This is a genomic window from Rhizobium sp. AN6A, assembly GCF_900215635.1.
In the GTDB taxonomy this organism is placed as follows: Bacteria; Pseudomonadota; Alphaproteobacteria; order Rhizobiales; family Rhizobiaceae; genus Agrobacterium; species Agrobacterium tumefaciens.
The window spans coordinates 949,267-972,184 of the sequence record NZ_OCNC01000004.1 but is presented as its reverse complement, the minus strand read 5'-3'; the positions used below and the strand labels follow the sequence as shown (position 1 = coordinate 972,184).

Genomic DNA, 22,918 nt, shown 5'->3' with positions numbered 1-22,918 from the left:
TCGGCACGGAGCCGACTCTCCTCGCGCTGGCAGATCAGTAACAGCGACTACGGACATACATTCAAGGGGCGTGCCAGTTTTGATGTGGCTTCTAAGTTATTGAAATATAAAAATTATATGACAGGCGTCTGAAAAACGGGCATTGGGTGGCGCAATTTTCGTCTATTAAATGTGCGATTTTTTAAAAAAGCGCATTATTTAAGCATTTGCCCTTTTGCGGATCAAACCTTCCTGTGCGACGGAGGCGATCAGTTCACCCTGTCTGGTGAAAATATTGCCACGGGTCAAACCGCGTGCTCCCGAGGCGCTGGGGCTGTCCTGCGTGTAGAGCAGCCAGTCGTCCAGCCGGCAGGGACGGTGGAACCACATGGCGTGATCGAGGCTCGCCACCTGAATGGCCGGATCGAAGATCGTCGTTCCGTGGGCATAGAGCGACGTATCGAGCAATGTCATATCCGAGAGATAAGCGAGAATGGCCGACTGGAAACGTGGATCGTCCGGCACATCACCGACAGCGCGAACCCAGATATCCTGCTGCGGTTCCAGCTTTTCTTTCGAAATATAGTGGGTCAGCGAAACCGGCCTGATCTCGATCGGGCGCTTGTTGCTCCAGTATTTGCGGATCGAAGCGGGTGCGTTGGCGAGGAAGGCCGCTTGCATCTCATCTTCACTCATCAGCTTTTCGGGCGGCGTCACATCCGGCATTCTTATCTGATGATCGAAGCCGTCCTCGACGATCTGGAACGACGCCGACATGGAAAAGATCGCCTTGCCATGCTGGATGGCGACCACGCGCCGGGTGCAGAAGCTCGCACCGTCGCGAATGCGCTCCACCTGGTAGAGGATGGGCACCAGCGGGTCGCCGGGGCGCATGAAATAGGAATGCAGCGAATGAACGAAACGATCATCATCCACGGTTCGTTGAGCTGCGATCAATGCCTGCGCGATGACCTGGCCGCCGAAAACGCGCTGCCAGCCAATTTGCGGGCTTTCACCCCGAAACAGGTTTTCTTCCAGCTTCTCGAGATCGAGTGTGGAGATCAGATTGGCCATCGGATCTGACGTTTGCGAGGGATGCGACATTTTTTCGGCCTGCTCCGGCTGTAGGAAGACGTCACATGGTCTATAGTGCGCCGATGATGCGTGCACAAGATTTGAGGAGAAGCGCGATGCTGGACGTGGTGGTGGCAGGCGGCGGTTATGTCGGCCTTTCCGTTGCTGTCGCAATTAAGCAGGCAGCCGGACATCTTAATGTGCAGGTGGTTGAAGCCGCTCCCGAGGATGTTTGGAAGAAGGACGTCCGCGCTTCCGCCATTATCGCGGCGGCCACACGCATGCTCGACGTTTTCGGCATATGGAACGAGATCGAGCCGGAGGCCCAGCCGATCCACAAGATGATCGTCACCGATTCGAAGACCGCCGATCCGGTTCGCCCGGTGTTTTTGACATTCGACGGCGCGGTGGAGGAGGGCAGGCCCTTCGCTCATATGGTGCCGAATGTCGCGATGGTGGGTGCGCTGCGAGGCCTGTGTGAGCGCCTCGGCATCGAGATCCGCCATGGTCTCAGTGTTTCCGGCTTTTCCGCCGGCCCGCAATCGACGGCTATTTCACTTTCCGACGGCTCGTCGCTTGAGGCGCGACTGCTCATAGCCTGCGATGGGGTTCGCTCTGCTTTGCGGGATATGGCAGGAATAAAAACCGTGCACTGGAATTACGACCAGTCCGGGATCGTCACCACCGTTGAACACGAGCGGCCGCATGAGGGGTGCGCGGAGGAACATTTCCTGCCGTCGGGGCCTTTCGCCGTGCTTCCCTTGAAAGGGAACCGCTCCTCGCTTGTCTGGACCGAACGTACGGCCGATGCCGACAGGCTGGTTGCTGTCGACGATCTGGTGTTCGAGGAGGAACTTGAACGCCGGTTCGGCCACAAGCTCGGTCCGGTCCGTCCCATCGGTCCCCGTCGCGCCTTTCCGCTGGGCTTGACGCTGGCGCGTTCCTTCGTCGCGCCACGTTTTGCACTTGCCGGCGATGCGGCGCATGGAATTCACCCGATTTCCGGTCAGGGCCTCAATCTCGGCTTCAAGGATGTTGCGGCACTGGCCGAAACCGTGGTCGAGGCCGACCGTCTCGGCCTTGATATTGGCTCTCTCAACGTTCTCGACCGTTACCAGTCCTGGCGGCGTTTCGACACGTTGCGGATGGGTGTGACGACGGATGTGCTTAACCGGCTTTTCTCCAATGATGTCGGTCCCATTCGCGTCATGCGTGATTTCGGTCTGGGTGTGGTCGATCGTTTGCCGGGTCTGAAATCCTATTTCATCGGTCAGGCTGCCGGCACGACAGATGCGGGCGCGCCGCGCCTGCTTGCCGGCGAGGCACTCTGATATTGCCGTTCGTGCCTGTGCCGGAGCGGCTTTCCAGCGATTGCCGCTTGACAGTCGATTCCGGTATTTTCCGCCGGAAGCCGGTGCCGCAAAGCTGAATCCGGACAAGGACTTACCCGGATTCACAATCTGGTATAGGGCAGGCATCTGCCAACCAGATGTTGCGGAGAACAAAAGCTGAATCCGGTGGAGTCAGCGATTCGTATTCGATTCGTTCGCAGACTGTTCCGTGTCCGAATCGATTCCGGTTTCGCCGGATTCTTTTTAATATTTCAACTATCTGAATCAAAACGGAAAATTCCGCCGGGGAAGGACCTCTTACCACTTTGCGGACAAGGCCTATTGCCTTTGTCGGCGGGCGTTGCCATGTGTGGTGCGTGTGCGGCCCGTATCAGTGAATGGCGGGCGGCACAGCAAGCAGATGAAGTCGATTCACGGATAGTACGTTGAATTCTCGCCCCATGATCCTGAGCGGCCGCGGTGTCACGGCCGTTCTCGGCCCCACCAATACCGGCAAGACCCATTACGCCATCGAGCGCATGGTGGCACATGGCAACGGTGTCATCGGCCTTCCGCTGCGCCTTCTGGCGCGTGAGGTCTATACCCGTCTTGTCGAAAAGGTGGGTGCGCCGAATGTGGCGCTGATAACCGGCGAAGAAAAGATCGCCCCTCCGAAAGCCAAATATTCCGTCTGTACGGTGGAAGCCATGCCGCGCGAGACAACGGCCGCATTCGTCGCCATCGACGAAGTGCAGCTGGCCGGTGATCTGGAGCGCGGGCATATCTTTACCGACCGCGTGCTGCATCTGCGCGGGCGGGAGGAAACGCTGCTTCTGGGTGCGGGCACGATGCGCCCGATCCTCGAAAAGCTGCTGCCGGGAATTACCGTGGTCGAACGTCCGCGCCTGTCGCAGCTTTTTTATGCGGGCCAGAAGAAGATAACCCGCCTGCCGCAACGCACGGCAATCGTCGCCTTTTCGGCGGAAGAGGTCTATGCCATTGCCGAGCTGGTGCGCCGCCAGCGTGGTGGCGCAGCCGTTGTGATGGGCGCGCTTTCGCCGCGTACGCGCAACGCCCAGGTGGGGCTCTACCAGTCCGGCGACGTCGAATATCTCGTGGCGACTGATGCCATCGGCATGGGCCTCAACCTTGATGTCGATCATGTCGCCTTTGCGCAGGACCGCAAGTTCGACGGTTATCAGTTCCGCAATCTCAATCCGGGCGAAATCGGCCAGATCGCCGGCCGCGCCGGCCGCCATCTTCGCGATGGCACGTTCGGTGTGACGGGGCGCGTCGATCCATTTGACGACGAGTTGGTGGAGCGTATCGAAACCCATCAGTTCGACTCGGTGAAGGTGCTGCAATGGCGGACGAAAAATTTCGATTTTTCCTCCATCGCCAATCTGCGTCTGAGCCTCGATGCCGCCCCGGCGATCCAGGGCTTATCACGGGCCTTGCCGGCGATCGACCAGCAGGCGCTCGAATATCTGTCGCGCTACCCTGAAATCATCGACGTGGCGACGACGGAGGCGCGGGTGGAAAAACTCTGGGAGGCCTGCGCGCTTCCGGATTATCGCCGCATTGCGCCCGCTCAACATGCTGATCTGATCTCAACGCTCTATTTCGATCTGGTAAAACGTGGCACGGTGAACGAAGATTTCATGGGCGAACAGGTGCGTCGCGCCGATCGTACCGATGGAGAGATCGATACCTTGTCTGCAAGGATTGCGCAGATCAGAACATGGACTTATGTATCGAACCGCCCAGGATGGCTTGCCGATCCGACACACTGGCAAGAAAAGACGCGGGAAATCGAAGATCGATTGTCCGATGCTCTACATGAAAGGTTGACGAAACGCTTTGTTGATCGCAGGACATCTGTGCTCATGAGGCGCCTGAGAGAGAATGCGATGCTTGAAGCTGAAATCAGTGTAAATGGTGATGTCTTCGTAGAAGGACATCACGTCGGCCAGTTGGCCGGGTTCCGGTTCACGCCGGTGCCGGGAATGGAAGGGCCGGATCAGAAGGCCGTGCAGGCTGCTGCGCAGAAGGCGCTCGCGCTCGAATACGAGGCGCGTGCCGCGCGTCTGCACGCCAGCGGAAACGGTGATCTCGCTTTGAGCTCCGATGGTCTGGTTCGCTGGTTGGGCGAACCGGTGGCCCGCCTTTCGGCAGGCGACAATATCATGAAGCCGCGCGTGATCCTCTTTGCCGACGAGCAGTTGAGCGGCAATGCCCGCGATCATGCGCTGGCGCGCGTCGAACGTTTCGTCAATCATCAGATTGCGACCGTGCTGAAGCCGCTGGACGATATTTCGCGCGCCGAAGACCTTCAGGGTCTGGCGAAGGGTCTGGCGTTCCAGCTGGTTGAAAATCTCGGTGTCCTGTTCCGCCGCGACGTCACCGAAGACGTGAAGTCGCTGGATCAGGACGCACGCGCCTCCATGCGCCGCTACGGCGTGCGTTTCGGTGCCTATCACGTCTTCCTGCCCGCGCTTCTCAAGCCCGCTCCGGCGGAGCTTGTCACGCTGCTCTGGGCGCTGAAGAACGATGGTCTCGGCAAGCCGGGTTACGGCGATCTCATTCCGGTGCTGGCCGCCGGTCGCACCTCTGTCGTGACGGACCCCACCTTCGAGCGGATGTTCTACAAGCTCGCCGGTTTCCGTTTCCTCGGAAAGCGCGCCGTGCGTATCGACATTCTCGAGCGTCTGGCCGATCTCATCCGTCCGCTGTTGCAGTGGAAGCCCGGCCAGCAGCCGCGTCCGGAAGGCGCTTATGACGGCCGCCGTTTCACGACGACGACCGCGATGCTTTCCATTCTCGGCGCAACGCTCGACGACATGGAAGAAATCCTCAAGGGTCTTGGTTATCGTGCCGATCAGGTAACGGCGGAAGAGGCGCAGGCCTTCCTCGCCAGCCAGACCGGTGCTGCCGCTCCGGCCGCTTCTGAAGCGGTGACGGAAGACGAGAGCGCAGAGACCGAACACGAGGAACCGGCTTCGGAAGAGCAGGTTTCCGAGACGACGACTGTCGAAACTGCTGAAGAAGCGCCGGTTGCGGAAGCTGTGGGCCAAGAGGCTGCTGTTAGCGAGGCTGCGCCGACGGAAAGCGCCGAGGCTGCCGAGCCGAAGCCTGTTCTTCTGTGGCGTCCGGGTGGGCGCAACGAAAACCAGCGTGGTGAAAACCGTCGTCCCGGCAATCGCGGTCAAGGCCGTGGCGAGGGTCGCGATCAGGCGCCACGCGAACAGGGTGAACGTCGTGGCGAAGGCCGTCGCGATAATCGTGACGGAGCAAATCGCGAGGCTGCCAATCGTGGCGGCGACGGCGAGCGCAAGCGTGATGGCGGACGTCCAGACCGTGGCAACAACCGCAATAATGATCGTCAGGATCGCGGGGAGCGCAAGGACAGGCCGGACCGCAACGACCGTGGCGGGAAACCGCAGGGTCAGCAGCGTTTCGAAGCCAAGCCGCCGCGTAAGGAAAAGCCGATCGATCCGGATTCGCCCTTCGCCAAGCTTGCTGCTCTCAAGGAGCAGCTGAAGAAGTAAGCTATGGCGAGCAACGAACAGCCACTCGAAAGCACGCGTCAGCGTCTGGACAAGTGGCTGTTCTTTGCCCGCATGGCCAAATCCCGTTCACTTGCCCAGAGCTACATTCAGTCGGGCAAGGTCAAGGTCAACGGTGTCTCCATTCGCCAGCCCAGCCATCTGGTAAAGGCCGGTGACAGGCTCGATATCGGTTTCGAGCGCATGGACAAAGTGCTTGTCGTCAAATCCGGGGGCGAGCGGCGCGGGCCCTATGAAGAGGCCAGACTTCTTTACGACGATCTGACGCCGCCGCGTGAGCCTTCCGATAGGCTGAGCCCTCTGGAGCAGGCGATACGTCAGCCGGGAAGCGGTCGCCCCACCAAAAAAGAGCGCAGGGCGCTTGACAGGTTCCTGTCGGACAGCGACGGAAACAAAGAATAGAATAAACCTTCAAGTCTTAGCGGTTTTTCAGAATTGTTTATCCTTGCTATCTGAAGGCAAAGGCATTACCTCACTTGCAAAATTGCCCTGTCTGAATTCCGGGCGACGGCTTGTGTTCCGAAGCCCACAGACCCGGCCTGCATATTCTGGAGTTCATCATGACATATGTCGTGACCGACAATTGCATCCGCTGCAAATATACCGATTGCGTTGAAGTCTGCCCTGTCGACTGCTTTTACGAGGGTGAAAATTTCCTCGCTATCAATCCTGACGAATGCATCGATTGTGGTGTGTGCGAACCGGAATGTCCTGCCGAAGCGATCAAGCCCGACACTGAGCCGGGTCTCGACAAGTGGCTAAAGCTGAATACGGAATATGCGGCGATCTGGCCGAATATCACGATCAAGCGCGACCCCTTGCCAGAAGCCAAGGAAATGGATGGCGTGACAGGCAAGCTCGAGCTTTATTTCTCTGCCGAGCCGGGTAAGGGCGACTGAGTTCTCAACGACTGGTGTCCTTGGTGTCATGATTTTAAAAGCCCTCGCAGCGCCAGCGTGAGGGCTTTTTGCCGACCTTCAGCGAGTTATCCGCCGCGGCCGGATTGCAGTGTGGTCGATAGCAGGGTCAAAAGTGCCACGCTGTCTTCGAGGCTTTGGCGCTGGCGGCTTTGCAATATGGCGGCTTGCAGGCGGTTCATCTCACGGGCGATCGCCGCTGGCTGCCAGGTTCGCAACGCCCGTTCGATCACCGGTTTCCTGCGAAAATGGATGTGGCGTCCAAGCGTTTGCATGACCTGCCCGGCCTGCTGCTTTTTCTCATCCATTTCAGCGCGCATCTGATCCAGCAACTGAAATTGCTTGAGGCATCCCTGAAGCACGAGAAAGATCGGCGTCTTCGACGAGACGATCTTCTGGGTCGCGTGGAAAAAGGCGTTTCTGTCGCCCTTCAGGATGGCATCGACGGCGTCGTCGGCCGAAACCGTGCTGGCATCGCCGATGATTGCCAGCACATCATCTTCCTCGATCACCTCTGCGCCACGGCAATAGAGCGCAAGCTTGCGGATCTCGTTGCGCGAGGCAATACGGTCGCCGCCCAACTGCTCGATCAGCCTCTGCCGTGCGGCCGGCGCAATGCGCAGATTGTCGGCAGACAGTTCCTGGTCGATCAACGCATTCAACGAACGGGCGTCATCCGCATAACACGGGATTGCTGCGATAGAGCGCGCGGGTTCTGCGATCTTGCGCAGGCCCGTGCCTTTTTTGATGTCGCCGGCCTCGATGATGAGGAAGCTCGCTTCGGGCGGCGTCTCAGCCAGAATCTGGAGAGCATCCAACAGCGCTTTTTCAGCCGAGGCACTTTTGATCCATACGAGTTTTTCGCCACCGAAAAGGCCGATGGCGTTCACCTCGTCGAGAAGGCGGCCGGGATCGCCCTGCAGGTCGGATGCGCTCAGTTTCAACGATGCAAAGGCGTCATCTGGGTCAATGCCGGTCTTTTTGGCGATGAGGTTGGCCCGCTCCGACACGAGGCCGCGATCCGGGCCGTAGAGCACGAAAACGCGAAAGCGCTCCGCCGGATTTTCGGCGAAGCGCTCAAATTCATGCGATTTTATCTCTGCCACGGCCGCCGCTCTCAGCGGCCAAGGGTGGCAGCGATATCGGTACGGATGATTTCAGCCAGTTCCCGGGCCGCACGGTTTTCTGCGTCGCGGATCGCCCTGATCTTGGCGAATTCCTGCTGTGGCAGATCCACTTGCGCCGTTACGCTACGCCGCGCGGAGCGCAGGATCTGGCCATCGGAAATACGCGTCAGGACGTAATTACCGTTCATCACAACACGGCCTGGGTAGGGGCCGTTATAATTGCTGTTGGTACGGGTCGTCAGATCGTAGTTCTCGACTTCCGTGGACGTGGCGCTCGAGCTTACGGATAACTTGACGTTGTACTGAGCCGTAGCCGGTTCACCCGCACCGCCGGACACCAGGAAGATCAGCTGATTGCGCACTTCCTGCGTTATGCGGTCGCCGGCATTCGAGATGCTGACAGCCGCCAGTCTCTCCTTGGTTCCGGAAGCCTCGCCGTAAAGCGGGCGGACCTGGCAGCCTGCCAGAAGACCGGCCATCATCACGACGGAAACTGCTGCCGCAACGCGGCTCCATCTCGAAAAAACGTCAGACAACAATGTTCACAATCCTCTGCGGAACCACGATGACTTTTTTGGGCTCGCCACCGGCAAGAATGGATTTGACGGCATCCAGCGCAAGGGCAGCCGCTCGGACCGCATCTTGATCCGCATCGCGCGCGATTGTCAATTCGCCGCGCTTCTTACCGTTGACCTGAACGGGCATGACCACATCGTTTTCCTCGACCAGCGAGGGTACAAAAGTTGGCCACGGCGTTTGGGCGACGAGACCCTCGTTGCCCAGCGCCGACCAGCATTCTTCGGCCAGATGCGGCGTCATGGGGGCGATGATGCGAATGAGGATTTCGACGGCATCACGCGCCGCCGCCTTGACGTTACCGGGCTTGCCACCAGCCGCGACATCCGCCAGCGGAGCTGCGAGCGCGTTGACCAGTTCGTAGATGCGGGCGATCGCCTTGTTGAAGGCAAGCTTGTCCAGATCCTCCTGAACGGCCTTCAGCGTCTTGTGGGCTGCCTTGGATACTGCCAGGCCCTCGCCCTCGCTCGCGGGCTTCGGCGTGACGCTCTTCAGCTCGGTCGCGACTTCGCCGATGATGCGCCAGACGCGCTGTACGAAGCGGTTTGAGCCTTCCACACCCGCTTCGGACCAGATGACGTCGCGGTCGGGCGGAGAATCCGACAGGACGAAGAAGCGAGCGGTATCCGCACCGTAGGATGCGATGATGTCATCCGGGTCGACCACGTTCTTCTTCGACTTCGACATCTTCTCGATCGAGCCGATCTTCACTTCCGCACCGGAGGACAAGAGGAATGCCCGGCGGGCACCATCAGTCTCTTCGATGCGCAGGTCGGCGGGCGCTACCCATTCGCGGGTCAGGCCTTCACCGTGGCTGTAGGTCTCGTGCACAACCATGCCCTGCGTGAACAGGCCCTTGAAGGGCTCCTTGACGCCGACATGGCCGGTCTCGCGCATGGCGCGGGTGAAGAAGCGCGAATAGAGCAAGTGCAGAATAGCATGCTCGATGCCGCCGATATACTGGTCCACCGGCAGCCAGTGGTTTGCGGCCTTCGGATCCGTCGGCTCATCTTCCCAAGGCGCGGTGAAGCGCGTGTAGTACCAGCTGGAATCGACGAATGTGTCCATCGTGTCGGTTTCACGGCGTGCGTCATGGCCGCATTGCGGGCAGGCAACGTGACGCCATGTGGGGTGGCGATCCAGTGGGTTGCCGGGCACGTCGAAGGTCACGTCGTCGGGCAGCTTGACCGGCAGGTCCTTCTTCGGAACCGGAACTACGCCGCAGACTTCGCAATGGATGACGGGTATCGGGCAACCCCAGTAACGCTGGCGGGAAATGCCCCAGTCGCGCAGGCGGAAATTGACCTTGCGCTCGGCCTGCGGCGTGTTGCCCAGCGTCTGGGCAGAGAGCTTCTGCACGACCGCCTCAAAGGCGTCAGTCGTGTTCATGCCGTTCAGGAAGCCGGAGTTTATCATCACGCCATCATCGGTGAAGGCGATGTCGTCAATGGTGAAGCTGGCAGCGTCGGGGCCTTCCGGCGCAACGACGGCCACCACCGGCAGATCGTATTTGCGGGCGAAATCCAGATCGCGCTGGTCACCCGAAGGGCAGCCGAATATCGCGCCGGTGCCGTAGTCCATCAGCACGAAGTTGGCGACATAGACCGGCAGTTCCCACGTCGGGTCCAGCGGATGCACGACCTTGACGCCGGTATCGATACCCTTCTTTTCCGCTGTTTCCAGCGCTGCGAGAGAGGTGCCATGGCGGCGGCATTCGTCGCAGAACTCGGCAATATCAGGGTTCTTCTCCGACAGCTCTCTCGCCAGCGGATGGTCGGCGGCGATTGCCAGGAAGGATGCGCCGAACAGGGTGTCGGGACGCGTGGTATAAACGGTGATGTCGGAAAAGCCTTCCGGCACTGTGCCAGCAACGGTCTGCCAGCGCAGCGACAGGCCTTCGGAGCGGCCCGATCCAGTTCTTCTGCATCAGGCGTACTTTTTCCGGCCACTGATCCAGCGTGTCCAGCTCGTCCAGCAGATCCTGGCTGAAATCGGTAATGCGGAAGAACCACTGCGTCAATTCGCGCTGTTCGACCAGCGCGCCGGAACGCCAGCCGCGGCCGTCGATGACCTGCTCATTGGCCAGAACGGTATGGTCGACCGGATCCCAGTTGACCTTGGACTGCTTGCGGTAGACCAGACCCTTTTCCATGAAATCGACGAACAGCGCCTGCTGGCGGTGGTAATATTCCACATCGCAGGTCGCAAATTCGCGGGTCCAGTCCAGCGACAGGCCCATGGATTTCAGCTGGCCACGCATGGTGGCGATGTTCTGATAGGTCCAGTCCTTCGGGTGAACCTTGTTCTGCATAGCCGCGTTTTCGGCAGGCATGCCGAAGGCGTCCCAGCCCATGGGGTGCAGAACGTTGAAGCCGCGCGCGCGCTTGTAGCGCGCAACGACATCGCCCATCGCGTAGTTGCGGACGTGGCCCATGTGAATGCGTCCCGACGGGTAGGGAAACATCTCTAGAACGTAATACTTCTCGCGCGGATCGCTGTTGTCGGTCACGAAAACCTTGTCTTCGTTCCATTTCTGCTGCCAGCGCGGCTCGGCGTCGCGAGGATTGTAACGTTCGATGGCCATTGTTTAGAATTCCGGGTATCGAGGGGAAAAATTTGCGCTGACCTTCACCATGAAACGACCGGGGCGTCAAGTTTGGCGGGGCCTCCGGGCGTTCAATCTTGGCCAGCGTGCCTCAAATGGTGCTAAACCCGCTTGGCATCAAGGCAATCGGCGTCTAGTTAGCGTTCAGAATGTTTCAAATAGAGGTCCTGTGATGGAAATCGAAGCACGTCTTGAGGATGTCAGGCAACGCATAGCGGAGACAGCGGAAAAGTCCGGCCGCAAGGCGACGGATGTTTCTCTCGTTGCCGTCTCGAAGACGTTCGATGCGCAAGAGATCCAGCCGGTGATCGATAGCGGCCAGCGCGTATTCGGCGAGAACCGCGTACAGGAAGCACAGGGCAAGTGGCCTGCGCTTAAAGAAAAGTCATCGGGTATAGAGCTGCACCTGATCGGGCCGCTGCAATCCAACAAGGCGGCGGATGCCGTTGCGCTGTTCGACGTCGTACAGAGCGTTGATCGGGAAAAGATCGCCCGTGCGCTTTCCGAGGAATGCGGCAAACAGGGCCGCAGCCTTCGTTTTTATGTGCAGGTCAATACAGGGCTGGAGCCACAGAAGGCCGGCATCGATCCACGCGAGACGGTCGCCTTCGTGGCTTTTTGCCGGGACGAGCTGAAATTGTCGGTCGAGGGCCTGATGTGCATTCCGCCTGCGGATGAAAATCCCGGCCCGCATTTTGCGCTTCTGGCGAAGCTTGCCAGCCAATGCGGCCTCGAGAAGCTTTCCATGGGCATGTCGGGGGACTTCGAGACGGCGATAGAATTCGGCGCCACCAGCGTGCGTGTCGGCTCGGCAATCTTCGGTGCCCGCTAGAGCATTTCCGGTAAAAGCGCATAGCCGGTTTACTGGAAATGCCCTGAAGCTCTGAAAACAAAAAACCCGGCACGATGGCCGGGTTTTCATAAACGGAAAGACTTTCGATCAGTAGTGATCGTCCTCGTCTTCGTCCTTCGGAGCCGATTTCAGCGAGCTGAGCTTCTTGAAGACGGCGTCCGCGTCGATCTGCTTTTCTTCTTCGTCGCGCTGGAAGTTGTAATCCAGACCTTCCGTCGCCGTTGCCGGCTGCAGCGTGTTGCCAAGCTCTTCCGCTGTAGGCAGCGGTCGGCCGCGCGATGCGCGTTCAACTTCGAGATCGAGATCGATCTGGCTGCAAAGGCCAAGCGTTACCGGGTCCATCGGGGTGAGGTTTGCCGAGTTCCAGTGGGTGCGGTCGCGGATCTGCTCGATGGTGGATTTGGTGGTGCCAACGAGGCGCGAAATCTGCGCGTCCTTCAGCTCAGGATGATTGCGGACCAGCCAGAGAATGGCGTTCGGACGATCCTGACGCTTGGAAACCGGCGTGTAGCGCGGGCCACGGCGCTTGGATTCCGGCACACGAACCTTTGGCTCGGAAAGCTTGAGCTTGTGGTTGGGGTTGCCTTCAGCGCGGGCGATCTCGTCGCGGGAAAGCTGTCCGGTCGCGATCGGGTCGAGGCCCTTGATGCCCTGCGCGGCTTCACCGTCGGCGATTGCCTTGACTTCGAGCGGATGCAGTTTGCAGAACGTGGCGATCTGATCGAACGACAGCGCGGTGTTGTCTACCAGCCATACAGCCGTAGCTTTTGGCATGAGCAATTGTTGAGCCATAGATACAGTCCTTCTGTCCGTCCGCGCCGGGGTCGCGGGCGTGGTATCAACCACTGATTTCCGGGATATTGGCGCTCTATAACCGGATTGCATCATAATTGCAATTCTTTGCGAAACAAATGCCTTTGTCTAATTGCCGTGTGCATTTGAACTGCTATGAATTCAACACATGCCTGAGGTGGGAGTCTCAAGGTCGCGCATATCAAGCCATATCTGGTTCCAGGAGGAGTTCATGTCTGCCAAAATCTACCCGGTGCTCAAATCGGCGAAAGCCCGCACGCTCATCGACAATGAGCGTTACCAGAAATGGTATCAGGAGAGCGTCGAGGATCCCGAGAAGTTCTGGGACAAGCACGGCCGGCGGATCGACTGGTTCAAGCCCTATACCAAGGTCAAGAACACGTCCTTCAAGGGAAGAGTGCCGATCAAGTGGTTCGAGGACGGCCTGACGAACGTCTCCTACAACTGTATCGACCGGCACCTGAAGACGCATGGCGAACGCACGGCGATCATCTGGGAAGGTGACAATCCCTATATCGACAAGAAGATCACCTACAATCAGCTCTATGACTATGTCTGCCGCCTGGCGAACGTGCTGAAGAAGCATGGTGTCAAGAAGGGCGACCGGGTCACCATCTATATGCCGATGATACCCGAGGCGGCCTATGCCATGCTTGCCTGCGCCCGCATCGGCGCCATTCATTCGGTCGTGTTCGGCGGCTTCTCGCCGGAAGCCCTGGCTGGCCGCATCGTCGATTGCCAGTCCACCTTCGTCATCACCTGCGATGAAGGCGTGCGTGGCGGCAAGCCGATCCCGCTCAAGGAAAACACCGACAAGGCGATCGATATTGCCGCCAAGCAATATGTCATCGTCAACAAGGTTCTGGTCGTGCGCCGCACCGGCGGCAAGACCGGCTGGGCGCCTGGCCGCGACATCTGGTACCATCAGGAAATCGCCACGGTGAAACCGGATTGCCCGCCGGTGAAGATGCGGGCGGAAGATCCGCTGTTCATCCTCTACACGTCAGGCTCCACCGGCAAGCCGAAGGGCGTGCTGCACACCACGGGCGGCTATCTCGTTTATACGTCGATGACGCATGAATATGTCTTCGACTACAAGGACGGGGAGGTCTTCTGGTGTACCGCCGATGTCGGCTGGGTCACCGGCCATTCCTACATCGTCTACGGGCCGCTGGCGAACTGTGCGACGACGCTGATGTTCGAAGGCGTTCCCAACTTCCCGGATCAGGGACGGTTCTGGGAAGTCATCGACAAGCACAAGGTCAATATTTTCTACACCGCACCGACGGCGCTCCGATCCCTGATGGGGGCGGGCGACCAGTTCGTCACGCGTTCGTCGCGCGAAAGCCTGCGGCTTCTCGGCACGGTGGGCGAGCCGATCAATCCCGAAGCGTGGGAGTGGTATTACCATGTGGTCGGCGAGGACAAGAGCCCCATCGTCGATACCTGGTGGCAGACGGAAACGGGCGGCATTCTCATCTCGCCGCTGCCGGGTGCGACAGACCTGAAGCCGGGTTCGGCGACAAGGCCGTTCTTCGGCGTGCAGCCGCAGCTGGTCGATGCCGAAGGCAACGTGCTGGAGGGGCCGGCCGACGGCAATCTCTGCATCATCGACAGCTGGCCGGGCCAGTCGCGGTCCGTTTACGGGGATCACCAGCGCTTCGTCGACACCTACTTCTCGACCTACAAGGGCAAGTACTTCACCGGTGACGGCTGCCGGCGCGATGAGGACGGTTATTACTGGATCACTGGCCGCGTCGATGACGTGCTGAACGTCTCCGGCCACCGCCTCGGCACCGCCGAAGTCGAGTCGGCACTTGTTTCGCATCATCAGGTGTCGGAAGCGGCGGTCGTGGGTTACCCGCATGCCATCAAGGGGCAGGGCATTTATTGTTATGTCACGTTGATGGCGGGCCAGAGCGGCGACTATGCGCTGCGCGAGGAGTTGGTAAAGCACGTCCGAAACGAGATCGGGCCGGTTGCGACGCCAGACAAGATCCAGTTCGCGCCGGGCCTGCCGAAGACCCGTTCGGGCAAGATCATGCGGCGTATTCTGCGCAAGATCGCGGAGGATGATTTCGGCGCGCTTGGGGATACATCGACGCTTGCCGATCCCGCGGTAGTCGAAGATCTCATCGCCAACCGGCAAAACCGCACGGCGTCCTGATTTTCTGGAAGAGGTTGCTTGGGCAGCCTTTTTCTTTTCTGTATTCGCATAAACAAAAACACCCGGAGGCTGACCTCCGGGTGTTTTAATTTTATCCAGACAGGATTACTGGCCGCGGATCTTCTTCAGGTCCGCCAGAACGGCGTCAACGACGTCGGCACCGATTTCAGCCTTGTGCTTTTCGTAGACGACCATCGACTTTTCGCGGATACGTGCCTGCTCTTCCGCAGACAGCGAGTTCACTTCAAGTCCTGCAGCCTTGATCTTTTCCAGCGACTTCTGGTTCAGTTCGCGGATGACCTTGCGCTCTTCGTCGCGGCCGACGACTGCGCATTCGCGCAGGGCCGTCTGTTCTTCGGGCGTGTAGCTGTCGAAGATCGGCTTGGAGAAGAGGAAGAGGAACGGCGTGTAGGCGTGGTTCGTCTCGGTGATGTACTTCTGCACCTCATAGAACTTGGAGGTGTCGATCGTCACATAGGGGTTTTCCTGTGCGTCGATCGCGTTGGTTTCAAGTGCCGAGAACACTTCACCGAAAGCCATCGGCGTTGCATTGGCGCCGAGGTTCTGGAAGGTGTCGAGGAAGATGTTGTTCTGCATCACGCGAACCTTCAGGCCGGAAAAGTCTTCCCACTTGTTCACGGCGTGCTTGGAGTTCGAGAGGTTGCGGAAACCGTTTTCCCAGTAGGCCAGGTTTACGAGGCCCTGTTCTTCCAGCTTCTTGTTCATCATGTCGCCGAAGGCGCCGTCCATCACGGCATCGGCTTCCTTGGCATTCGAAAACAGGAACGGCAGGTCGAAGACGCCGAGCGACGGGATCAGGCCGACGAGCGGTGACGAGGACGTAACAACCGCTTCCTGAACGCCGGAGCGCAGGGCCTGCGTCGCCTGAAGGTCACCGCCGAGAGCGCCGCCCCAGAATGCCGTCAGCTTCAGCTTGCCGCCCGACTTGTCGTCGAGGCAGGCCTGCATGGCCTTGATGCCGTTGCCGACCGGGTGGTCCTGGTTGATGCCGTTCGAAACGCGGATGTTGCGGCTGTTGAATTCAGCCATTGCCGGGGCTGCGGCGCCCACCGCAAAAGCGATGGCCGTGGTGGTCAGAAGAAGCTTTCTCATAATATCCTCCCTTGGATTTTGGTTGAGAAGTGGCGATTAACGAAGGTACTGCAGCGGAACCATCACGATGTCCGGGAAAACCACGAGCAACGCCAGAACGATGGTTTCTGCAACGAGGAAAGGCCAGACACCGATCGTGACCTTGCCGAGCGGGATGCGTCCGACGCCTGAGACGACGTTCAGCACGACACCGACCGGCGGGGTAATCAGGCCGATGGCATTGTTGATGATGAAGAGGACGCCGAAATAGACCGGGTCGATGCCTGCCTGCTTGACGATTGGCATCAGAACGGGCGTCAGGATCAGGATGGTCGGCGTCAGGTCGAGCGCGGTTCCGACGATGAAGACCAGCACCATCATGGCAACCATCAGAAGCATCGGACGATCGATCAGCGGTTCGATATAACCGGCGACCTCGTTTGGAATGTTCGCAGCCGTGATGAGCCATGCGGAGACGAGGGCTGCGCAGACAAGGAACATGATGATCGAGGTGCTCTTGGCGGCGCGCAGAAGAACGTGGAACAGATCCGCCGGCTTCAGTTCGCGGTAGATCACCATGCCGACAAATAGGGCGTAGACGGCAGCGACAACGGCGGCTTCCGTCGGCGTCATGATGCCTGCCTTGATGCCGCCCAGAATGATGACCGGCATGCCAAGCGCCCAGCCGGCGCGGACCGTGGCAACCAGACGTTCCTTACCCGAGGTTTTGGGCAGGGGCTTGATGTTATCCTTTCGGACCACGATCAGCCAGGCGATGATCAGCGAAATGCCCATCAGAATGCCGGGTACGATGCCGGCAAGGAAAAGCTGGGTGATCGAAACGTTGGCAGCGACGCCGAAGACGATGAAGGCCATGGAGGGCGGAATGACCGGGGCAATGATGCCGCCTGCAGCGATGAGGCCACCGGAGCGCGGAATGTTGTAACCGGCTTTCGCCATCATCGGGATGAGGATTGCGGCAAGGGCTGCGGTGTCGGCAGCGGCCGAACCGGAGATGCTGGCCATGATGATGGCCGCGACAATCGCCACGATGCCGAGACCGCCCCTGATATGGCCCACAAGTGCAATCGCAAAGTCGATGATGCGGCGGGAAAGACCACCGGAGTTCATCAGTTCGCCAGCCAGAATGAAGAAGGGGATGGCGAGCAGCGTGAAGGTGTCCGCGCCCGAAATCATGTTCTGGGCGATGATCGCGGTGTTGAACATGCCCATGTACCACATGAGCACGACGCCACAGAACATCAGCGAGAAAGCGACGGGAACGCCAATCGCCATGGCTCCGAGAAGAGAGCCGACAAAAACGAAAAGTGTCATGGTATCAGCGCTCCGAAAGCTGTTCGATCGTGAGGTTCTCGCCGGCGAACTGGGCGATTTCGTCCTCTGTCACGCGGCCCGTCACATAACGGTAGAGGCGTTCCAGAGCGATGATGAACATCAGGCCGCCGGTGAACATGCCGATGCCGTAGACCCAGATCATCGACAGCTTGGTGACAGGCGCATGCATGCTGGCGTTGATGGCAGACTGCTTCCATGTTCCCCAGAAGAAGATGGCGGAACAGCCCAGAATGATGATGTTCGACAAGATCATGCAGACGACACGGGCGCGGCGCGACAGGAACATCACGAGAGTTTCGATGCCCATATGGCTGTTTTCACGGAAGGTTAGTACGGCACCGATGAAGGTCAGCCATACGAAGAAGTATCGCGACAATTCTTCCGAGATATTGATGCCGGAATTCATCGTGTAACGCATGACGACGTTGACGAAGACCATGATCGACATGCCGGCGAGCAGCAGGACGAGAATGATTTCGAGAATCCGGTAAAAGAGATTGATGGTCTTTTGCATTTTCCCCTCCCGAAGAAATATCTGGAGCATTTTCGGCGAAGGATCGCCCTCAATGCTCCACCTATGGGTTTTCGCAATTCTGGGCGCAAAACCGCGATGCAGTTTTGCTGGATTGCCTAGAGCAGCCCGCGTTTCGCCAGGTTGCGCATGAGGGCCGCGGTGCCGAATGTCCATTCCGGGCATTCGTCTGTCGTCGTGACCCAGTTGATCAGCTTGCCGAGCTTGGGCGTGGAGATTTCGACACGGTCGCCCTTGGAGTGGGTGAAGCCGAGACCCGGGCCATGGCGGTCCTTTACCGGCGCGAACATCGTACCAAGGAAAAAGACGGCGCCGTCAGGATATTGATGGTTGCGGTTCAAGAGCTGGGAAGCGAGGTTTTCCGGCGTGCGGCTGATCGCCTGCATTGCGCTTGCACCCGTCATGGTGAAGCCGTCCTCGCCTTCGACCAGAAGCGATATCTGCGCCTTCTTCACGTCTTCGATGGTGAAGCGTCCATCAAACAGGCGGATGAAGGGACCGATTGCGCAGGATGCGTTGTTGTCTTTTGCCTTGCTGAGCAGGAGGGCGGAGCGGCCCTCGAAGTCACGCAGGTTGACGTCGTTGCCGAGCGTCGCGCCAACGATACGGCCGTCGGAGGCAATGGCCAGCACCACTTCCGGCTCCGGGTTGTTCCACTGCGATTTCGGGTGAACGCCGATCAGCGCGCCGCAGCCGACGGAGGCCATAGCCTGCGCCTTGGAGAATATCTCCGCATCCGGGCCGATGCCAACTTCCAGATATTGCGACCACAGGCCCATTTCCTGCAGCAGTTTCTTCACTTCGGCTGCTTTTTCCGAACCGGCCTCAAGTCCCTTGAGATTATCGCCGAGAACCGGCGCCAGCCGTCCGCGTATTTCCTGCGCGCGAAGTGGATCGCCCTTGGCCTGCTCCTCGATCACGCGTTCCAGCATGCTGTCGGCGAAGGTGACGCCCGCAGCCTTGACGGCCTGAATATCGTTAGGGGCGAGAAGTTCACCAGCGGAGCCATCCAGAAAGGCATCGAGCGCGCCAAGCGCCACGAATGTGCCGGTGTCTGCAAGCAGCTCCACCAGATCCGTCTTTTCCAGAAGTTCCGACATGGTTGGCGAAAGAGAGGTGAGGTCGTAAAGCACGCCGCCTTTGAGCAGAACGGGGCAGGGGCCGCCTTCGCTTTTCGACCATACACGGCCGACGAGCAGGGCGTTTTCAAAGTCTTCAGGCAAAATAGCGGTAGCGTCGATGGACCTTGAGCCGGTCATATATATCCTCCCCTTCAGCCCTCCGACAGCCGCCTCCTGCGGTCATATTGTCTGGATGTCTGACAACCTAATCTCATTCTTCTTAGTATGACTTTTACAGCGAGTCTAGCGGCACCGCAGACAAAATTATCGTCTTTCGCCTCTGGATTGCCGGAAAGCAGCGAAACCTGTCCTATAGCTTTGCCGTTTAAGCTTCTGTTTGCGGCTCAGAAGATATCCAGTTCCAGATTGACCCGGCTTGCTGCGCCGAGCAGATGTTTGCGCATCGCATCCTTGGCCGCTGTCGCATCGGCGCGTTCGACGGCTTCGAAGATTGCCACATGTTCGGCGATCGTCACCTCGAGGATTTCCCCGAAAATAGCACGGGAGAAGGCGATGTTGATAGCCGAACTGATGCGTTCTGCGATGAAGCCGAGGAACATCAGGAAATATTCGTTCTGCGTCGCTTCCGCCAGAATACGGTGAAAGTCGAGATCAGCCGCAACGCCCTCCGTCGACCAGTCGTCGGTCGTTCGCATCTTTTCCAGTGCCGCAGCCAGCCGCGCCAGCTGCTGCGGGTTGCGGTGGAGTGCTGCCAGACCCGCCGCCTCGATTTCCATTGGCATGCGAAGCTGGAAGAGATCGCGGAAGTTTTCCGGATCGTTCAGACGGGACCGCTCGATGCGAATGGACAGTCTCTGCCGGGGATCGGTAACGAAAGCGCCCACGCCTTGCCGTGTTTCGACAAAACCTTCGTTGCGCAATTGCGCGATCGCTTCACGAATGACCGAGCGGCTGACGCCGAAGGTTTTCGCCAGAACATGTTCCGTCGGCAGCCTGTCGCCGGGCCCGAGTTTCGAATCATTGATCTCGCGGGCGATCTCCGCGGCGATGCGGCCGGGCAGATGATCGTTGCGATGTATCTGATTGAACTCCAGCGTCATGATTGCTCCCGTTCCACAGAAACGATTGGTCCGTTTTTTCCCGCGACAGGCGACTTCCTCCTTCGCCGTCAGCGGGGTTTTCAGAGGCGGCGTATTCCGCCGCCTTTGCTGTTTCTCGACTAGCTATCCGGTTGCAGGGTTATCTGGCAACCGGGATTCATCCGCAAATCGGGGTCAAAGGCATTTTTCAAACCCGTGATCATCCGGCGCTGCACATCAGATAGCCGGCTTTCGAAATCGGAGCGTTTCAGGCGGCCGATGCCGTGCTCGGCGCTGATGCTGCCGACGTAACGGTCGAGGACGTCGTTGACGAGGGTTTTCGATTTATAGATGAAGGCTTCGCGCTCCTGCGGCGTTGCTCCGTTTGGCGGCAGCACGTTGAGATGGACGTTGCCGTCTCCGACATGGCCATAGGAAACCGCCAGGCATTCCGGCAGTTTTTCCGCCAGTTCAGCCTCTGCTTCGGCCACGAACGCCGCAAGTTTGGACAGCGGCACGGAAATATCGGTGCGCATATGGCTGCCGCGCAGCGCCTGACCCTCGTTCATGCCCTCGCGGAAGAGCCACAGCGATTGCGCCTGTGCTCGCGAGGAGGCGATGACGCCGTCCAGCACCAGACCGTCTTCCATGACGCCCTCGAGGAACCGTCCCATCAGGTCGGCAGTGTCTACTAGCCCCGAGCCGGAAATTTCCATCAGCACGTAGGCCGGATAATCTCCGGCGATCGGCATTTTAAGGTCGGGGATTGCTTCGATAGCGAGCGTGAAGGCGACGGGCGGCATGAATTCGAAGGCGGACATCAGGTCGCAGCATTCGCGGCGGGCGCGGCGATAAAGCTTGATGGCGTCATCCAGCGAATTGAGGCCGAGCAGTGCCGTCTCGACATGTTCTGGATTGGGGTAGAGCTTTACGGACACGGCCGTGATGATGCCGAGTGTTCCTTCCGCGCCGATGAAAAGCTGCTTCAGGTCAATGCCGCGATTGTCCTTACGCAGCGTCGACAGGCCATTCCAGATGGTGCCATCAGGCAATACCACTTCGAGACCCAGCACCAGTTCGCGGGTCATGCCGTAGCGCAGAACGTTGATGCCGCCAGCATTGGTGGAGACGTTGCCGCCGATGCGGCAGCTGCCCTGCGCGCCGAGCGACAGCGGAAAGAACATTCCCTTGTCCTGAACCGCATCCTTGAATTCCGACAGAATGCAGCCGGCTTCGACGACAGCCGAAAAATCGTCGCTGTCTATGGTGCGGATGGCATTCATGCGCTCGAGGCTCAGCACGATCTGACGCTTCGGCTCATCGGGAATGCCGCCGAGCACCAGTCCGGTATTGCCGCCCTGAGGGATGATGGCGAGACCGAGCTCGGCGCAGGCGCGCACCGCGTCGGAGACTTCCTTGGTCGAGCGGGGGCGGATGACGGCTACCGCCGAACTGGTGACGTCGCCGTGCCAGTCGCGGCAATAGCGAAGCATGTCTTCCTGCGATGTCAGCAGCAATGCCTCGCCCAGCCTGTTCTTCAGCGAGAACCGCAATTCCTCGATATCGTGTTCGTTCACGATCGTCATTCCACCCTCTCCGTCCAATCCGCCCTAAAATATCCAGGCAAAGGTCTTTCGCCCTTGCTTTTGCCGGTTTGTGAAAAAATACTATTTTCAATCAAACCATATAAGGTTATCAGACAACCTTACAAGCTAATTTATCGGTTCACGAGCCGATGATGTTTTTTCGGTCTCGGGAGAATGACCGGGCCAAAGAGGAGGAAGATATGCATATCGCAATCATCGGTGCTGCAGGCATGGTTGGCCGTAAGCTGACGCAGCGTCTCGTCAAGGATGGATCGCTTGGCGGCAAGTCGATTGACAGATTCACGCTTATCGACGTGTTTCAGCCTGAAGCGCCCGCTGGCTTCTCCGGTGCGGTTGATGCGCGCGCAGCCGATCTGTCCGCGCCGGGTGAGGCCGAAAAGCTAGTCGAAGCCCGCCCCGATGTGATCTTTCATCTTGCTGCCATCGTATCCGGTGAAGCCGAACTTGATTTCGACAAGGGCTACCGCATCAATCTCGATGGCACGCGTTATCTCTTCGACGCCATCCGCATTGCCAACGGCAAGGACGGTTACAAGCCGCGAGTGGTCTTCACCTCGTCGATCGCCGTCTTCGGTGCGCCGCTCCCCTATCCGATCCCGGATGAGTTCCACACCACGCCGCTGACCAGCTATGGCACGCAGAAAGCGATCTGCGAGCTGCTGCTCTCCGACTATAGCCGTCGCGGTTTCTTCGACGGCATCGGCATTCGCCTGCCGACCATCTGCATTCGTCCCGGCAAGCCGAATGCGGCTGCTTCCGGCTTCTTCTCCAATATCCTGCGCGAGCCGCTGGTTGGTCAGGAAGCGGTTCTGCCGGTGCCGGAAAGCATTCGCCACTGGCACGCCTCGCCGCGTTCCGCTGTCGGTTTCCTTCTTCATGGCGCAACGATCGACGTGGAAAAGGTCGGTCCGCGCCGCAACCTGTCCATGCCCGGCCTCAGCGCCACCGTTGGCGAACAGATCGAAGCGCTGCGCAAGGTTGCTGGCGAAAAGGCCGTTGCCCTCATTCGCCGCGAGCCGAACGAGATGATCATGCGCATGTGCGAAGGCTGGGCGCCCGGTTTCGAAGCAAAGCGTGCGCGCGAACTTGGCTTTACGGCTGAAAGCTCCTTCGAAGAGATCATTCAGGTTCATATCGAAGACGAACTAGGAGGTTCACTGAA

General features: G+C 59.0%; 16 protein-coding genes and 2 pseudogenes. 7 read left to right on the top strand and 11 right to left on the bottom strand.

Annotation, left to right across the window (positions count from 1 at the left end; all coding sequences use genetic code 11):
- Positions 1-198 precede the first annotated feature (198 nt).
- Positions 199-1,083 carry an acyl-CoA thioesterase II gene (gene tesB / locus CRO62_RS17250; RefSeq protein WP_065662955.1) on the bottom strand — a complete coding sequence of 295 codons (885 nt, stop codon included), beginning with the start codon at positions 1,081-1,083 and terminating at the stop codon, positions 199-201.
- Here tesB and CRO62_RS17245 point away from each other — a divergent pair.
- The 4 genes from CRO62_RS17245 to fdxA all read left to right on the top strand — a co-directional run bounded on the left by CRO62_RS17245 (position 1,032) and on the right by fdxA (position 6,849).
- Complete coding sequence (locus CRO62_RS17245) at positions 1,032-2,384, top strand: ubiquinone biosynthesis hydroxylase (RefSeq protein ID WP_373694483.1); 1,353 nt, start codon at positions 1,032-1,034, stop codon at positions 2,382-2,384. The genes tesB and CRO62_RS17245 overlap by 52 nt on opposite strands.
- Before the next feature lie 461 nt (positions 2,385-2,845).
- On the top strand, positions 2,846-5,932 hold the full coding sequence (locus CRO62_RS17235) for a helicase-related protein (protein WP_097100992.1): 3,087 nt from the start codon (positions 2,846-2,848) through the stop codon (positions 5,930-5,932).
- Between the two features lie 3 nt (positions 5,933-5,935).
- Positions 5,936-6,352 carry an RNA-binding S4 domain-containing protein gene (locus tag CRO62_RS17230; RefSeq protein WP_097100991.1) on the top strand — a complete coding sequence of 139 codons (417 nt, stop codon included), beginning with the start codon at positions 5,936-5,938 and terminating at the stop codon, positions 6,350-6,352.
- A gap of 158 nt (positions 6,353-6,510) precedes the next feature.
- Positions 6,511-6,849 carry a ferredoxin FdxA gene (gene fdxA / locus CRO62_RS17225; protein ID WP_003516508.1) on the top strand — a complete coding sequence of 113 codons (339 nt, stop codon included), beginning with the start codon at positions 6,511-6,513 and terminating at the stop codon, positions 6,847-6,849.
- An 86-nt stretch (positions 6,850-6,935) separates the two neighbouring features.
- Here the strand turns inward: fdxA and holA are convergent, their stop codons facing one another.
- The 3 genes and pseudogenes from holA to leuS form a co-directional block, all read right to left on the bottom strand.
- The gene (holA, locus tag CRO62_RS17220; protein ID WP_097100990.1) at positions 6,936-7,973 is read right to left on the bottom strand and encodes a DNA polymerase III subunit delta; all 1,038 of its coding nucleotides are present in this window, start codon (positions 7,971-7,973) and stop codon (positions 6,936-6,938) included.
- Positions 7,974-7,984: 11 nt separating this feature from the next.
- On the bottom strand, positions 7,985-8,476 hold the full coding sequence (gene lptE, locus CRO62_RS17215; protein WP_003516512.1) for an LPS assembly lipoprotein LptE: 492 nt from the start codon (positions 8,474-8,476) through the stop codon (positions 7,985-7,987).
- Between the two features lie 46 nt (positions 8,477-8,522).
- Positions 8,523-11,154: pseudogene (gene leuS, locus CRO62_RS17210) on the bottom strand (leucine--tRNA ligase).
- 193 nt (positions 11,155-11,347) lie between these two features.
- Between leuS and CRO62_RS17205 the strand changes: the two are divergent.
- Positions 11,348-12,007: a YggS family pyridoxal phosphate-dependent enzyme gene (locus CRO62_RS17205; RefSeq protein ID WP_097100989.1), complete on the top strand. Its 660-nt coding sequence runs from the start codon at positions 11,348-11,350 to the stop codon at positions 12,005-12,007.
- 108 nt (positions 12,008-12,115) lie between these two features.
- On the opposite strand, the gene CRO62_RS17200 is transcribed toward CRO62_RS17205, so the two are convergent.
- The gene (locus CRO62_RS17200) at positions 12,116-12,820 is read right to left on the bottom strand and encodes a DUF1013 domain-containing protein (RefSeq protein WP_003516519.1); all 705 of its coding nucleotides are present in this window, start codon (positions 12,818-12,820) and stop codon (positions 12,116-12,118) included.
- 232 nt (positions 12,821-13,052) lie between these two features.
- On the opposite strand from CRO62_RS17200, the gene acs reads away from it, so the two are divergent.
- Positions 13,053-15,008 (top strand): acetate--CoA ligase, encoded by a 1,956-nt coding sequence (gene acs / locus CRO62_RS17195; RefSeq protein WP_003516521.1) that lies wholly within the window; start codon positions 13,053-13,055, stop codon positions 15,006-15,008.
- Positions 15,009-15,113: 105 nt separating this feature from the next.
- Here acs and CRO62_RS17190 read toward each other — a convergent pair whose 3' ends face one another.
- The 6 genes from CRO62_RS17190 to CRO62_RS17165 all read right to left on the bottom strand — a co-directional run bounded on the left by CRO62_RS17190 (position 15,114) and on the right by CRO62_RS17165 (position 21,735).
- The gene (locus CRO62_RS17190; protein WP_003516523.1) at positions 15,114-16,121 is read right to left on the bottom strand and encodes a TRAP transporter substrate-binding protein; all 1,008 of its coding nucleotides are present in this window, start codon (positions 16,119-16,121) and stop codon (positions 15,114-15,116) included.
- 36 nt (positions 16,122-16,157) lie between these two features.
- Positions 16,158-17,435: a TRAP transporter large permease gene (locus tag CRO62_RS17185; RefSeq protein WP_097100988.1), complete on the bottom strand. Its 1,278-nt coding sequence runs from the start codon at positions 17,433-17,435 to the stop codon at positions 16,158-16,160.
- A 4-nt stretch (positions 17,436-17,439) separates the two neighbouring features.
- Positions 17,440-17,970: a TRAP transporter small permease gene (locus tag CRO62_RS17180; RefSeq protein WP_097100987.1), complete on the bottom strand. Its 531-nt coding sequence runs from the start codon at positions 17,968-17,970 to the stop codon at positions 17,440-17,442.
- 116 nt (positions 17,971-18,086) lie between these two features.
- Complete coding sequence (locus CRO62_RS17175) at positions 18,087-19,247, bottom strand: fumarylacetoacetate hydrolase family protein (RefSeq protein ID WP_097100986.1); 1,161 nt, start codon at positions 19,245-19,247, stop codon at positions 18,087-18,089.
- A 206-nt stretch (positions 19,248-19,453) separates the two neighbouring features.
- The gene (locus CRO62_RS17170; protein WP_097100985.1) at positions 19,454-20,170 is read right to left on the bottom strand and encodes a FadR/GntR family transcriptional regulator; all 717 of its coding nucleotides are present in this window, start codon (positions 20,168-20,170) and stop codon (positions 19,454-19,456) included.
- 119 nt (positions 20,171-20,289) lie between these two features.
- Positions 20,290-21,735, bottom strand: coding sequence for an FAD-binding oxidoreductase (locus tag CRO62_RS17165; protein ID WP_097100984.1), 1,446 nt, complete (start codon positions 21,733-21,735; stop codon positions 20,290-20,292).
- A 200-nt stretch (positions 21,736-21,935) separates the two neighbouring features.
- Here CRO62_RS17165 and denD point away from each other — a divergent pair.
- A pseudogene (gene denD / locus CRO62_RS17160) lies at positions 21,936-22,916 on the top strand (D-erythronate dehydrogenase); the annotation flags it as partial.
- Between the last annotated feature and the right edge of the window lie 2 nt (positions 22,917-22,918).